Origin of the sequence: Streptomyces sp. NPDC088116, assembly GCF_044741745.1 — a bacterium.
Lineage (GTDB): Bacteria > Actinomycetota > Actinomycetes > Streptomycetales > Streptomycetaceae > Streptomyces.
Genome location: NZ_JBIUTF010000001.1, coordinates 675146 through 689386, shown reverse-complemented (window position 1 = coordinate 689386; position 14241 = coordinate 675146). Strand labels below are relative to the sequence as shown.

The window sequence follows — 14241 nt, the reverse complement described above, 5'->3', positions numbered from 1 at the left end:
TTCATATTTCTCGGCATGTCGCCCCGCCACGCAGCCGTCTTCGGCCACACCCCCATTGAGCTGGCGCTCATAGGTGTGACCGCGCTGTGCGTGGCGGACATTCTCTGTCGCTGACGTCCGCCCGAGCGCGCGTCGGCCGTTCCTCTTTTGCCGTAGATCCCCGCGCCGGACTGAACTCCGTACGCGGGCGCGGCACGTCAGGTCTCTGTTCCTCACCTCTCGGCCGCCGCTTCTCGTGTGCGGGCACCGGGCGTCAGCGCCCCTGTTCCTGGCTTCCTGCCCTGTTGAACACCGCCTGCCCTGACACACTGCCCCGCGCGGCCACCGAGGGCCGCGCGGCCCACCGAGAGGCTCGCTCCCATGCGTCATCCGTCCGTCAGATCCCGCCGTTCGGCCGTGGCCGCCGTGAGCCTTGTCGTGGCCGTGAGCGCCTCCGGCTGCGCGGGCCCCCAGGACAACGACGCCAAGGACGGTGCCGGGGGCAAGCCCGGCAAGGGCGGCACGCTCTCCGTACTGAACACCGAGCCGCAGAGCGACTTCGACCCGGCGCGTCTCTACACCTCCGGCGGCGGCAACGTCCCCTCGCTGGTCTTCCGTACGCTGACCACCCGCAACCGGGCGAACGGCGCGGCCGGTACGAAGGTCGTACCCGACCTCGCCACCGACACGGGCCGGCCCAACGCCGACGCCACGGAGTGGACGTACACCCTCAAGGAGGGCCTGAAGTTCGAGGACGGCACCCCGATCACCAGCGCCGACATCAAGTACGGCATCGAGCGCTCGTTCGCCGCCGAACTCTCCGGCGGCGCCCCCTACTTGCGTGACTGGCTGGTCGGCGGGGCCGACTACGAGGGGCCGTACAAGGACAAGAAGGGCCTCGCCTCGATCAAGACGCCCGATGCCAGGACCATCGTCTTCCAGCTCGACAAGCCCGAGGGCGACTTCCCCTTCGTGGCCACCCAGACGCAGTTCGCGCCCGTACCGAAGGCCAGGGACAAGGGCGCCGCGTACGAGAAGCGGCCGGTCTCCTCGGGGCCCTACAAGGTCGTCAGGAACGAGGGCGACGGCCAGCACCTGGTCCTGGAGCGCAATCCGCACTGGTCGCCGAAGACCGACGAGCAGCGGCACGCCTACCCGGACACGATCGAAGTGAAGGCGGGCCTCGACTCGGCCGTCATCAACCAGCGGCTTTCGACCAGTTCCGGCGCCGACGCGGCGGCCGTCACCACCGACACCAACCTCGGCCCCGCGGAACTCGCCCAGGTCGGCAGCGACACCTCGCTCGCCGAGCGGGTCGGCACCGGTCACTTCGGCTACACCAACTACCTGGCCTTCAACCCGAAGGTGAAGCCGTTCGACAACCCGAAGGTGCGTCAGGCGATCTCGTACGCCATCAACCGCACCAGCGTCGTCAACGCGGCGGGCGGCTCCGCGCTCGCCGAGCCCGCGACCACCTTCCTGCCCGAGCAGAAGGCCTTCGGTCACACGCCGTACGACCACTTCCCGGCCGGGAGGACCGGCAACCCGGCGAAGGCCAGGGAGCTGTTGAAGGAGGCCGGTCACGCGAAGGGGCTGACCATTTCGCTGACCCACTCCACGGTCCAGAACCGGGAGACCAGCCCCGAAGTCGCCACCGCCGTCCAGGAGTCGCTCAAGAAGGCCGGGATCACGGTCAAGCTGGTCGGCCTGGAGCAGAACGCGTTCAACGAGGCGCGCTGGGCGTACAAGGACGGGCCCGGCTTCTTCCTCTCCCGGTGGGGCGCGGACTGGCCGTCCGGCGGCCCGTTCCTGGCACCGATCTTCGACGGCCGGCAGATCGTCAAGGACGGCTCCAACTTCAACCACGCACAGTTCGACGACCCGGCGGTCAACAAGGAGATCGACGAGATCAACAAGCTGACCGACCTGAGCGCCGCCGCGAAGCGCTGGGGAGCCCTGGACAAGAAGATCGGTGAGCAGGCCCTCGACGTGCCGCTCTTCCACCCGGTCTACAAGCGGCTGTACGGCAAGGACGTCAAGAACATCGTGATCAGCGACTGGACCGGCGTCCTCGACATCTCGCAGGTCGCGGTCAAGTGAGTACGGCTCCTGAATCGCCGGTACCGGTGGCCGGGGTGGCCCGGGTGGCTACGGGCGCTGGGGCGCACGCCGGGGCGGGTGCCCCAGCCGATGCGCCGGCGGCCGCCCCGGTCCCGGGCGCCGGACAGGTGTGGCGGCGGCTGCGCGGGCGCCCCTCGGCCGTGGTGGCCGGGGGCGTCCTCGTCCTGCTGGTCGTCCTGGCGCTCGCCGCGCCGCTGCTCGCCGCGATCGAGGGCCAGGACGCGAACACGTACCACGACGCGCTGGTGGACTCGGCGCGCGGCGGTGTGCCCACCGGCTCGTTCGGCGGCGTGAGCGGTGACCACTGGCTCGGTGTCGAACCGGGCACCGGGCGGGACCTGTTCGTACGGCTGCTGTACGGAGCCCGCGTCTCGCTGCTCGTCGCGGTGGGCGCCACGCTCGTCCAGGTGGTGATCGGGGTCGCGATCGGCCTCGCCGCCGGCCTCGGCAACCGGCTGCTCGACAGCTTCCTCGGCCGGGTCACCGATGTGATGGTCGCTCTGCCGATGCTCGTGCTCGCCATCGCCCTGACGGCCGTCGTGCCCGCCGACTTCCCGCGTCCGCTGCTGCTGATCCTGGTCATCGGACTGCTCAACTGGGGCGGTACGTCCCGGATCGTACGGGCGCAGACACTGACCCTGAAGCAGCTCGACTTCGTGGCCGCGGCCCGGCTGGGCGGCTCCGGGCGGTTGCGCGTCGCGCGGCGCGAGCTGCTGCCGTCGCTCGCCGCGCCCGTCATCACGTACGCGGCGATCCTGCTGCCCTCGAACATCGTGATCGAGGCGTCGCTGTCCTTCCTGGGGGTCGGGGTCAAGCCGCCGACGCCGTCGTGGGGACAGATGCTGTCGACCGCGCAGACCTGGTTCCGGGCGGATCCGATGTACGTACTGCTGCCGGCCGGGCTGCTGTTCGCGACCGTGCTCGCCTTCACCGTGCTGGGAGACGCGGTGCGCACGGCACTGGATCCGCGCGAGGCCGGCCGGCTGCGGGTGGGAACGCGCGCGTCGCGTGCCTCCCGTACGCCGGGCAGCTGGCGCGGCCCGCGCGGCCCGCGCAAGGCTCCCACCTCGTCCAAGGAAACCGCCTCATGACGCGTTACCTGCTCAAACGGCTCGGAGGCGCGCTTCTCGTCCTGTTCGTGCTGTCCGTCGTCATCTACGCCCTCTTCTACCTCGCGCCGGGCGATCCGGCCCGGCTCGCCTGTGGCGAGCGCTGCTCCACGCAGCAGGTCGTGCAGGTACGGGAGCGGCTCGGCCTGGGCGACTCGGTGGTCACCCAGTACGTCGAGTTCCTGCGGGGCATCGTCGCCGGACGGGACTACTCCACCGGCACGGCCGTGCTGCACTGCGACGCGCCCTGCCTCGGCTTCTCGTACAAGACCGACCAGCAGGTCACCCAGCTGATCCTGGAACGGGTCCCGGCGACCCTCTCCCTCGCGCTCGGCGCGATGGTGATCTGGCTGGTCATCGGGGTCGGCACCGGGCTGCTGTCCGCGCTGCGGCGCGGCGGCGTCACCGAACGCGCCCTGACCGTGCTCACCCTCGCGGGGACCGGCACGCCCGTGTTCATCCTCGGGCTGCTGCTCCTGATGGTGGTGTGCGCGTATCTGCGGTGGCTGCCGTTCCCGTCGTACGTACCGCTGTCGGACGATCCCGAGCAGTGGGCCTGGAACATGCTGCTGCCCTGGCTGACGCTGGGCCTGTTCGAGAGCGCGAAATACGCGCGGCTGACGCGCAGTTCGACGCTGGAGACGCTGGCCGAGGACCATATCCGTACGTTTCGCGCGTACGGGGTGGGGGAGCGGGCGGTCGTCGGGCGGCACGCGCTGCGCGGCGCCGTACCGCCGGTCATCGCGCTCAGTGCGAACGACCTCGGCACGGTGGTGGGCGGCGCGGTGCTGACCGAGACGCTGTTCGGCATCCCCGGCATCGGCAAGACACTGGTCGACGCGGTGCGGATGGTCGACGTGCCCGTGGTGGTGGGGGTGGTGCTGGTGACCGGTACGGCGGTCGTCCTGGCGAATGTCGTGGCCGATCTGCTCTATGCCGCGGCCGACCGAAGGGTGGCGCTGCTGTGACGGAACAGATGAAAAGGGTGGAACGGTCGAAACGGATGGAACGGGCGGAACGGTCGGAACGGATGGAACGGGCGGAACATGCGGAACCGCTGGTTCTCGTCGAGGACCTGACAGTCGATTTCACGGTGGGCGCGTCGACGGCGGGCGTGTCCAGGGCGGGCATGTCCGGGGCGGGCGGGGAGACCGTACGCGCCGTGGACGGGGTGTCCTTCTCGCTCGACGCCGGCCGGGCGATCGGCCTGGTCGGCGAGTCGGGCAGCGGCAAGAGCACCGTCGCGAGCGCCCTGCTGGGCCTGCACCGGGACACCGGCGCGCGGGTCGGCGGGAGCGTGCGCGTGGGTGGTACGGAGGTGAGCACCGCCTCCGACCGCGACCTGCGGGCGCTGCGTGGCGCGGTGGCCGCGATGGTCTTCCAGGACCCGCTGTCCTCGCTGGATCCGTACTACGCGGTCGGCGACCAGATCGCCGAGGTCTACCGGGTCCATACGGACGCCGGCCGGCGGGCGGCCCGCGCGCGGGCGGTCGAGGTGCTGGACCGGGTGGGGATCCCGGACGCGGCGCGCAGGGCGAAGGCCAGGCCGCACGAGTTCAGCGGCGGAATGCGCCAGCGTGCGCTGATCGCGATGGCGCTGGCCTGCGAGCCGAGGCTGCTGATCGCCGACGAGCCGACCACGGCCCTGGACGTCACGGTCCAGGCGCAGATCCTCGATCTCCTGCACGACCTGCGCCATGAGACGGGCATGGGGCTGCTGCTGGTCACCCATGACGTGGGTGTCGCGGCGGAGAGCGTGGACGAGGTGCTGGTGATGCGGCACGGGCGGGAGATCGAACGCGGGCCGGTGGCCGAGGTGCTGGGGGCGCCGCGGGACGCCTATACGCGGGCGCTGCTGGCGGCGGTGCCACGGGTGGACGGCGCGGTGGGGCGTGCGTCGACCGAGGCCCGTGAGGTAAGTGACGTACGTCACGTACGTGAGGTAAGTGACGTACGTGACGTACATGAGACGAGTGAATCGGTTGGTGTGAGTGGTTCGGTTGGTGTGAGTGACGCGGGTGGCGTGAGCGGTGGGGGTGGCGCGCTGCTCGAAGCCGTCGGCCTGCGGCGGGAGTTCCGGCGTGGCCGGCGGACCGTCACCGCCGTGGACGGGGTGTCGCTCACCGTACGGCCGGGGGAGACCCTCGGCATCGTCGGCGAGAGCGGCAGCGGGAAGACCACCCTGGGGCGGATGCTCGTACGGCTGCTCGATCCGACCGCCGGGCAGTTGCGTTACCGGGGTGCGGAGATCGCGGCGGCGTCGGAGAGGGAACTGCGGCCGTACCGGCGCGAATTGCAGATGATCTTCCAGGATCCGGTCTCATCGCTCAACCCGCGCCGCACGGTGGGCGAATCCGTCGCCGATCCGCTGCGGGTGGCCGCGCTCGACGGGGAACGGCCGCATCGTGAACGTCTGGACGGCGAACGGCTGGACGAGGAACGGCTGGACGAGGAACGGCTGGACGAGGAACGGATCGTGGCGCGCGTCCGGGAGCTGCTGGAGCGCGTCGGGCTGGATCCCGGCCAGTACGACCGGTATCCGCACGAGTTCAGCGGGGGACAGCGCCAGCGGATCGGGATCGCGCGGGCGCTCGCGGCCGAGCCACGGCTGATCGTCTGCGACGAGCCCGTCTCCGCGCTGGATGTGACGACCCAGGCCCAGGTCACCGCCCTCCTCGCCGAACTCCAGCGGGAGCTGGGCCTGGCGCTGGTCTTCATCGCCCACGACCTCGCCGTCGTACGGCAGGTCAGTGACCGGGTCGCCGTCATGCGCGACGGCCGGATCGTGGAACAGGGCACGGTGGACGCGGTGTACGGCGCGCCCTCCGACCCGTACACACGTCAGCTGCTCGCCGCCGTGCCCGCGCTCGATCCGGCGCTCGCCGCCGCGCGCCGTTCGGCACGCACCGCGCTCCCCAAGGAAGTGGCCGTGGTTTGACGTTGCGTAGCGAGATCGCTCGGTAGCGCGACAGAACGCCACCGACGCGGGAAAGTTACGTGCATTCACCCCTTCCGGTGGTGGGGGGGGGGGCGCCCCCCCCCCCCCCCCCAAAAAAAACAAAAAGCGGAGGCCCCCCCCCACGCCACGCACCACCACGGCGGCCCCCAAACCGAGACGGGGGGGTGGGTTGTGTGTTGGTCGCTTTGGGGCCCGCCCCCCCCCCCCCCCCCCCCCCCCCCCCACCCCCCCCGCCCCCCCCCCCGGGGGGGGGGGCCCCCCCCCCCCCCCCCCCCCCACCACCGTCATATCCGCTTACGGTCGTCCCGCAGCGAGTCGCCGGATCAACGGCGGCTGCCCACAAGGGAGATCGGGGGTGTGCTCGTGCGGATCGGACTGCTTACGGACGGTGGGTATCCGTATGCGACGGGTGAGTCCAGGCTGTGGTGCGACCGGCTCGTACGCGGGCTCGCGCAGCACGAGTTCGACGTCTACGCGCTGAGTCGCGATGCCCGGCAGGAGGAGCGCGGCTGGATACAGCTGCCGGGCCAGGTCCGGCGGGTGCGCACCGCACCGCTCTGGGGGCCGGCGGACGAGCTTCGTGGCCGGTGCGGTGACAGCGCGGGTCACGGTGACAGCGGCGCGGGCGATGGTCATGGTGGCCGTGGCTACGGACGTCGTGATCGGCGCAGGTTCGCTGAGCACCTCAGGGAACTGACCTCGGCCATCTGCTCCGACGGGGCGGCGCACGCGGGGGGCTCGGCAGGGAGCGCGGGCGCCGGTGTCTTCGCCGCGGGGCTCTACGGACTCGCCGATCTCGCCAGGGAACGCGGTGGCCTGTGCGCGGCCCTGCGCTCCGAAGCCGCCGTACGGATCCTGGAATCCGCCTGCCGCACCCCTGGCGCGCGCCGGAGTGTGCACACCGCGACCGTCCCCGACTTCCTGACGTTCGCCGATCAGCTGGAGCGCGTTCTGCGCCCCCTCTCCCTCGACTGGTACGGAGACGACGGCCTCGCCTCGGCCGACCTGTGCCATGCCGCGTCCGGTGGACCCGCGGCGCTGCCCGGACTGCTGGCCAAACGCTTCTTCGGGGTACCGCTGCTGGTCACGGAGTACGGCGTACAGCTGCGCGCGCACTTCCTCGCCACCGGCGGCGCTCCACGGGCGGACGATTCGGGGGGCGCGGGCGCGGAAAGCGCGCCGGTGGACGACGTGTTCGACGCGCCGGTGCGCGCGCTGCTCGCCGCCTTCCATGGCCGGCTGGCCGCCGAGGTCTACCGGCAGGCGGACGTCATCACCCCCGGCAACGCCCACGCCCGGCGCTGGCAGGAGAAGTGCGGAGCCGACCGCGCCAAGCTGGTCACCGTCTACCCGGGGATGGAGGCGGAGCGTTTCTCCACGGTGGGGGACGCGGTGGGACTCGGCGCGATCGACGGAGGCGGGGAGAGGAGCGGGGCCGAGGGCGGCAGCGGTGGCCCGAGAACGCTCGTCTGGGTCGGCCGGATCGAACCCGCCAAGGACCTGATCTCGCTCCTGCACTCCTTCGCCGAGGTCCGCAGGGCGGAGCCGGACACGCGGCTGCGGATCGTCGGAGCACCCGCGCGCTCCCCGGGGGCCGCCGCCTATCTCGCGCACTGCCAGAACCTGGCGGCCCACCTCTTCCCCGACGAGGCGGCCGACGCCTACGCCGTCGGAGAGAACCCGGTCTCCTTCGAGGAGATCGGCAGCCCCGAGGCACCCGGACTTCCCGACGCCTATGCGGCGGGCGACCTGATCGTCCTCTCCAGCGTGGTCGAGGGCTTCCCGATCAGCCTGGTCGAGGCGATGTTCTGCGGCCGTGCCACCGTCTCCACGGACGTCGGCGCGGTGGTCGAAGTCATCGGCGGTACGGGGCTGGTCGTGCCCCCGCGCAATCCGCGGGCGCTCGCGGACGCCTGCGTCACGCTGCTGCGCGACGCCTCGCGCCGCGAACGGCTGGGCGCCGCGGCGCGCGCCCGCGCACTGGAGCTCTTCACCGTCGAGCAGAACCTCGCGGCCTTCCGCGCCCTCTACCTGGAACTCATCTCGCACGCTCCCGTACGACGCACGGCGGACGCCGTGGGCGCGGACGGAGAACCGCTGCCCTTCGCCAACCCCGCCGAGATGTACGTACCCGGCCGCTGGACGGCCCGACGCCCGGCGGTTCCCAGGAGCACGCCGGGCTGGGCACCCATGGCCGAGCGGGCCGGCGCGCGCGCCGGAGCAGCAGCGGGAGCCGGATCCGGACCGGGAGAGAGCGATGTCTGACGGAGGCACCCCACCGATGACCACCCCGGCCCCCACCAGTCCCGGCCCCTGGGACCCCCGCTCCCAGGCCCTGTTGCCGGACGAGGCCCCGGCCGCGACGCCCTCACCGCCGGTCGCTCCCCTTCCCACATCCGCTCGGCAACCCTCCGCCCGGCACCCCCTCGCCGGGAAGCCCCTCGCCCGGAAACCCGCCGCCCGCCGGGGGCCCGCCGACCCGGTCAAGGCGCTGATGCACCGGCACCGTCGGTTGTGCGAGCGGGCCGTCCATCCGCTGGAGATCGCCGCCGGTCTGGAGGCCCACGGCATCACCGACCGGACCGCTGCCCGCTTCCGGCACCGGGACGTCTTCTCCCTCGCCGAAGAGCTGTACGCGCGCGTCCCGGAGGGTACGGACAGGACCACCGCCGAGCGCCCGGCGCGCACACCGGCGCCGACGCGCGCCGGGCGCGCCGGCTGGAGCAGCCGGGCCGACTGGACCGGATGGGCGGCCCTCGCGTCGCTGCCCGGCGTCGTCGGCTGCCTCACTCTCGTCGGCCTGGAGCACAGCGGCGGACAGCGGCAGCTCGCGACCGGCCTGGCGGGCGCCCTCGCGCTCTCCGGCGCGCTGTGCGCCTGCCTGAGGCGCGGACCGCTGCGCGCCGAGGGGCGCGCGGTCCCCGCCGGGGGCCTCTGGGTGTACTGGCTGCTGGCCTATCTGCTCTGCGGGGACGGACTGCTGGACCAGCTCGTCAGCGGCGGGCCCGACGGACCATGGCCCGCGACCTTGACCCCTCTTCTCGCGCTGGCCTTCGCCATGGTCCCCGGCGCCTGGTGCGCCCACCTCTTCTCCGTACTGGCACGGCGCAGACTCGCAGCCAGCCGTGGACTCGCCGACTTCTCCGCCGGCGCGCGCCCCCTGCTGCTCACCCTCGTAGGGCTGTACGTCTGTGTCCTGACCGGCCTGTCGCTGCTCGCGGCCCTCGCGTTCGAGGACGACGACGGAGTGGGAGGCGGAACCGCCACCACCGTCACCCTCGGCACCCTGTTCCTGCTCGCCCGGCTGCTCACGGTGTACGGCCGTCCGAAGGCCGCGGCCTTCGGACTCGCCGGGGCCTGCGCCGTGGAAGCCCTGTCCTGTCTGAGCGTGCCGGCGGGCCGCCTGCCCGGCTGCGACGTCCTCGCCGCCCCCGTCGAGGCCGTGATCCGGACCTGGGGCGTCGGCGGTGTGCCAGCCCTCGCCTGCGGAGCCGCCGCGATCGGACTCCTCATCCATGCCGCCGTCGCGCTTTCCCGAGCCTCGGCGCACACCTGACGTACGACGCGCCCGCGTACGCACCTCTGTGCGCGCGCCCCTGAACCGCCCCCCGTAAAGCCGCAGCACGCACCACCGCGGCACGCACCACCACAGCCGTAACCACGCACCACCCGCAACACCCCTTAAGGAGACGACGGACATGACCCCGCAACGCCCCGCACAGCCCCGACGGCACAGAAGGGACGCGCGATGAGGGTCCTGCTGCTCGGTGCCAATGGTTTCCTCGGCCGTTTCGTGGCCGACCGGCTGCTCGCCGACCCCGCTGTGCACCTCACCGCGCTCGGGCGCGGCGACGACGCCGACGTACGGTTCGATCTCGCGGGCGGCAGCCCGGGAGCGCTCACCCGCTTCCTGGACGCCGTTCACCCCGGGGTCGTCATCAACTGCGCCGGTGCCACCCGTGGCGGCGCGCGCGAGCTGACCCGCCACAACACGGTCGCCGTCGCCACGGTCTGCGAGGCCCTGCGCCGCAGCGGCTGCGGCGCCCGGCTCGTCCAGCTCGGCTGTGCTTCCGAGTACGGCCCGTCCCAGCACGGTTCGTCGACCGCCGAGGACGCCGTGCCCCGTCCCGGCGGGCCGTACGGGGTGAGCAAGCTCGCCGCGTCCGAACTGGTGCTGGGCTCGGGACTGGACGCCCTGGTGCTCCGGGTGTTCTCGCCCGTGGGGCCAGGCACCCCCGCCGGCTCCCCGCTCGGCCGGCTCGCGGAGGCGATGCGCCGTGCCATGCAGTCCGGGGACGGTGAGCTGAAGCTCGGCGGGCTCGGAGTGCAGCGCGACTTCGTGGACGTACGCGACGTGGCGCGCGCCGTGCACGCCGCCTCGCTCTCCGCCGCGCAGGGCATCGTCAACATCGGCACCGGACGCGCCGTACGGCTCAGGGACGCCGCCGCCGTCCTGGCGCGGGTCGCCGGGTACGCGGGCGCCCTGCACGAACTCGACCTGCCCTCGGGACCACTGCGCTCCGGCCACGGAGGTATCGGCGCGCCCCGGGGCGAGTCGATCGCGGAACATCTGGCCGCGGGCCCCTTCCCGTACCCCGACGGGTGCGGCAGCTGGCAGCAGGCGGACGTACGCACGGCCCGCGACCGGCTCGGCTGGCGACCCCGGATCAATCTGGAGGAATCACTCGCCGACATCTGGATGGAGGCGGCGTGCCGCATCTGACCTCAGGGGCGACCGGCTCTCCGCCACGGGAGAGCCGGTCGCCCCTGAGGGAAGCGGCGCGACAGCGAACGGGGCATAACGCCAGATTCGGGGCACTGCCCGGCTTCTGGGACGAAAATGTCTCGCGAGTCGGACCAGGTGTCTCGGAATGAGAAGGGCCGTGGCAGTGTTACAGGCAGAACAACCGTACTGAATGACCGACCAACCCCCTTGTTGAGGTCTCTGTGTCGCTGCCACCCCTGGTCGAGCCCGCTGCCGAGCTCACCGTCGACGAGGTCCGCCGGTACTCCCGTCACCTGATCATCCCGGATGTCGGGATGGACGGGCAGAAGCGGCTGAAGAACGCGAAGGTGCTGTGTGTGGGAGCCGGTGGCCTCGGCTCCCCGGCTCTGATGTACCTGGCCGCGGCCGGTGTCGGCACGCTCGGCATCGTGGAGTTCGACGAGGTCGACGAGTCGAACCTGCAGCGTCAGATCATCCACAGCCAGGCCGACATCGGCCGGCCCAAGGCCGAGTCCGCGCGTGACTCCGTCCTCGGGATCAACCCGTACGTGAATGTGATCCTTCACCAGGAGCGGCTCGAGGCCGACAATGTGATGGACATCTTCTCGCAGTACGACCTGATCGTGGACGGGACGGACAACTTCGCCACCCGCTACCTGGTCAACGACGCCTGCGTACTGCTGAACAAGCCGTACGTCTGGGGCTCGATCTACCGCTTCGACGGCCAGGCCAGCGTGTTCTGGTCCGAGCACGGCCCGTGCTACCGCTGCCTCTACCCGGAGCCCCCGCCGCCGGGCATGGTCCCCTCCTGCGCCGAGGGCGGCGTGCTGGGCGTGCTCTGCGCGTCCATCGGTTCCATCCAGGTCACCGAGGCGATCAAGGTGCTGGCCGGTGTGGGCGACCCGCTGGTCGGCCGGCTGATGATCTACGACGCCCTGGAGATGCAGTACCGCCAGGTCAAGATCCGCAAGGACCCCGACTGCGCGGTCTGCGGCCCGAACGCCACCGTTACCGAACTCATCGACTACGAGGCCTTCTGCGGTGTCGTGTCCGAGGAGGCCCAGGAGGCGGCGGCCGGCTCGACGATCACTCCCAAGCAGCTCAAGGAGTGGATCGACGAGAAGGAGAACATCGAGATCATCGATGTCCGGGAGCCGAACGAGTACGAGATCGTCTCGATCCCCGGCGCCAAGCTGATCCCCAAGAACGAGTTCCTGATGGGCACGGCCCTTCAGAACCTGCCGCAGGACAAGAAGATCGTCTTGCACTGCAAGACGGGTGTCCGCAGTGCGGAAGTCCTCGCGGTCCTGAAGTCCGCGGGATTCTCGGACGCGGTGCATGTCGGCGGCGGCGTGATCGGCTGGGTCAACCAGATCGAGCCGGAGAAGCCGATCTACTGAGGTCCGCGCGTCTTCGACGCTGTGCGGTGAGGGGCCGGTCCAGGGGATGGACCGGCCCCTCACCGCTGTCTCCCCGACCGGACAGGACCTGGGGTCTTTCGTTTGGATCAGGCCGGATCAGGGAGCGGGGTCTGGTGCCGTGGATCGCAAGGCGGAGGAGTGAGGCGACGCGGAGCGTCGTGGAGTGACGACAACGCGGCGAGGCGCGGTGCCGGGGCACGCGAGCCCGGCAAGATCCAACGAGAGGCCCTAGCGGCAGACCGTGCCCGCCGCGGGCACCTTGCCGTTCAGCAGAAAGTTGTTCACGGCCTTCTGCACGCACGGGTTGCCGCTGTCGTACGAACCATGGCCCTGGCCGCGGTACGTGAGCTCGACACCGACGCCCTTGCCCAGCGCGTCGGCCATCGCCTTGGCGCCCGCGTACGGAGTCGCCGGGTCACCGGTGTTGCCGATGATCAGGATCGGGGCCGAGCCCGGCGCGCTGACCTGGGGGTGGGTCCACTTGCCCGGCACCGGCCACTTGGAGCAGGCCATCATGCCCCAGCCGAGGTAGTCGCCGAAGACGGGCGACGCCTTGCGGAACTCCGGGAGCTTCGCCTTGGTCTGCGCCAGCGTGTAACGCTCCTTGGAGTCGACGCAGTTGATCGCCGCGTTCGCCGCCTGGATGTTGCTGTACTGGCCCTTCTCGTTCCGCCCGTTCATCGCGTCGGACAGCGCGAGGAGCAGCCCGCCGTTGCCGCCGTCCGCCTCGTCGAGGCCCTGCTCCAGCAGCGGCCAGTAGTCCTTCGAATACAGCGACTGGGCAATGCCGTTGAGGGCCTGGCTCTGGGTCAGTTTGCGGGCGCCGATGCCCGTGATCGGCTGCTTGTCGATCCTGCCGAGCAGCCCGGTGATGAACGACTCGATCTCCTTCGGGGTGCTGCCGGGCAGTTTGCAGGCGTCGCCCCGCGCCACACAGGCCTTCGAGAAGTTGTCGAGGGCGAGCTGGAAGCCCTTCGCCTGGCCGAGCGAGCCCTGTTCGGAGTCCTGGGTCGGGTCCACGACGGCGTCGAAGACCGCACGGCCGACGGACTTCGGGTACAGGTGCGCGTAGACGCCGCCCAGTTCGGTGCCGTACGAGATCCCGAAGTAGTTGAGCTTGTCGTCGCCGAGGACCTTGCGCATCAGCTCCATGTCGCGGGCCGCGTTGACCGTACCGACGTAGGGGAGCGCCTGGCCGGAGCGCTTCTCGCAGGCCGAGGAGTAGGTCCCGATTCCCTTGACGAAGGACTGCTCCTCGGAGGGTGTGTCCGGGGTGGAGTCCTGTGCGTAGTAGGCGTCGAGCTGCTTGTTGCTCTCGCACTCCACGGGGTCGCTGCGGCCGACGCCGCGCGGGTCGAAGCTGACCAGGTCGTAGCGGGACCGGAGCTTCTCGTAGTCGCCGGCGAAGGACGGCAGCCCGGTGATCCCGGAGCCGCCGGGACCGCCGAAGTTGAAGACGAGCGAGCCGATCCGCTTGGCCTGGTCGGCGGCCTTGGCCCGGATGAGGGCCAGCTCGATCGTGTCGCCGTCCGGCTTGGCGTAGTCGAGCGGCGCCTTCATGGAGGCGCACTCCCACGTGGCGCCGCCGGGCAGCGGGGACGGGGACGGACCGCCGCCCTCGGCGACCGACGGGGTCGGGCAGGCCTTCCAGTCCAGCCGCTGGGATGCCAGATCCGAGGGCGTTGCCCGGCTGTTGGAATTTCCGCTGTTGGAGCGTCCGCTGTCGGGGCTCCCGCCGTCCGAGCATCCGGTGGCGGCCAGCAGTGCGGCGGCGGCGGTGACGGCGGCGAGGGTGTGGGCCGTGCCGCGCCGGGCGGAGGAGGTTGGCATGGCCCCATCGTGCGCCCCGACGGCGCGGGCCGCGCGGGGCCGCGGGCCATGTGGGTGGTGGGGTTCCTGGCGCGTACGCGCCAGGAACGTTCCCGT

Annotated in this window: 10 protein-coding genes; 9 read left to right on the top strand and 1 reads right to left on the bottom strand. The window is 71.5% G+C overall.

The annotated features are described in order from the left end of the window. Positions 1–15 precede the first annotated feature (15 nt). The 9 genes from ACIOJD_RS02990 to moeZ all read left to right on the top strand — a co-directional run bounded on the left by ACIOJD_RS02990 (position 16) and on the right by moeZ (position 12294). Entirely contained in the window at positions 16–114 is a 99-nt protein-coding gene (locus tag ACIOJD_RS02990; protein ID WP_401907900.1) for an Ms4533A family Cys-rich leader peptide, read from the top strand. Positions 115–360: 246 nt separating this feature from the next. Further along, complete coding sequence (locus tag ACIOJD_RS02985) at positions 361–2079, top strand: ABC transporter substrate-binding protein (RefSeq protein ID WP_401907899.1); 1719 nt, start codon at positions 361–363, stop codon at positions 2077–2079. Between the two features lie 44 nt (positions 2080–2123). Further along, the gene (locus ACIOJD_RS02980) at positions 2124–3191 is read left to right on the top strand and encodes an ABC transporter permease (RefSeq protein ID WP_401907898.1); all 1068 of its coding nucleotides are present in this window, start codon (positions 2124–2126) and stop codon (positions 3189–3191) included. Continuing rightward, positions 3188–4177, top strand: coding sequence for an ABC transporter permease (locus ACIOJD_RS02975; protein WP_401907897.1), 990 nt, complete (start codon positions 3188–3190; stop codon positions 4175–4177). The genes ACIOJD_RS02980 and ACIOJD_RS02975 overlap by 4 nt, the downstream gene beginning before the upstream one ends. 62 nt (positions 4178–4239) lie before the next feature. Continuing rightward, positions 4240–6147: a dipeptide ABC transporter ATP-binding protein gene (locus ACIOJD_RS02970; protein ID WP_401907896.1), complete on the top strand. Its 1908-nt coding sequence runs from the start codon at positions 4240–4242 to the stop codon at positions 6145–6147. A 384-nt stretch (positions 6148–6531) separates the two neighbouring features. Continuing rightward, positions 6532–8433: a DUF3492 domain-containing protein gene (locus ACIOJD_RS02965; RefSeq protein ID WP_401908915.1), complete on the top strand. Its 1902-nt coding sequence runs from the start codon at positions 6532–6534 to the stop codon at positions 8431–8433. A gap of 16 nt (positions 8434–8449) precedes the next feature. Next, positions 8450–9724, top strand: a complete 1275-nt coding sequence (locus ACIOJD_RS02960) for a hypothetical protein (RefSeq protein ID WP_401907895.1) — start codon at positions 8450–8452, stop codon at positions 9722–9724. A gap of 192 nt (positions 9725–9916) precedes the next feature. Further along, entirely contained in the window at positions 9917–10891 is a 975-nt protein-coding gene (locus ACIOJD_RS02955; RefSeq protein WP_401907894.1) for an NAD-dependent epimerase/dehydratase family protein, read from the top strand. A gap of 224 nt (positions 10892–11115) precedes the next feature. Further along, complete coding sequence (gene moeZ / locus ACIOJD_RS02950) at positions 11116–12294, top strand: adenylyltransferase/sulfurtransferase MoeZ (protein ID WP_401907893.1); 1179 nt, start codon at positions 11116–11118, stop codon at positions 12292–12294. Between the two features lie 249 nt (positions 12295–12543). Here the strand turns inward: moeZ and ACIOJD_RS02945 are convergent, their stop codons facing one another. After that, the gene (locus ACIOJD_RS02945) at positions 12544–14145 is read right to left on the bottom strand and encodes an alpha/beta hydrolase (RefSeq protein ID WP_401907892.1); all 1602 of its coding nucleotides are present in this window, start codon (positions 14143–14145) and stop codon (positions 12544–12546) included. Positions 14146–14241: the final 96 nt, after the last annotated feature.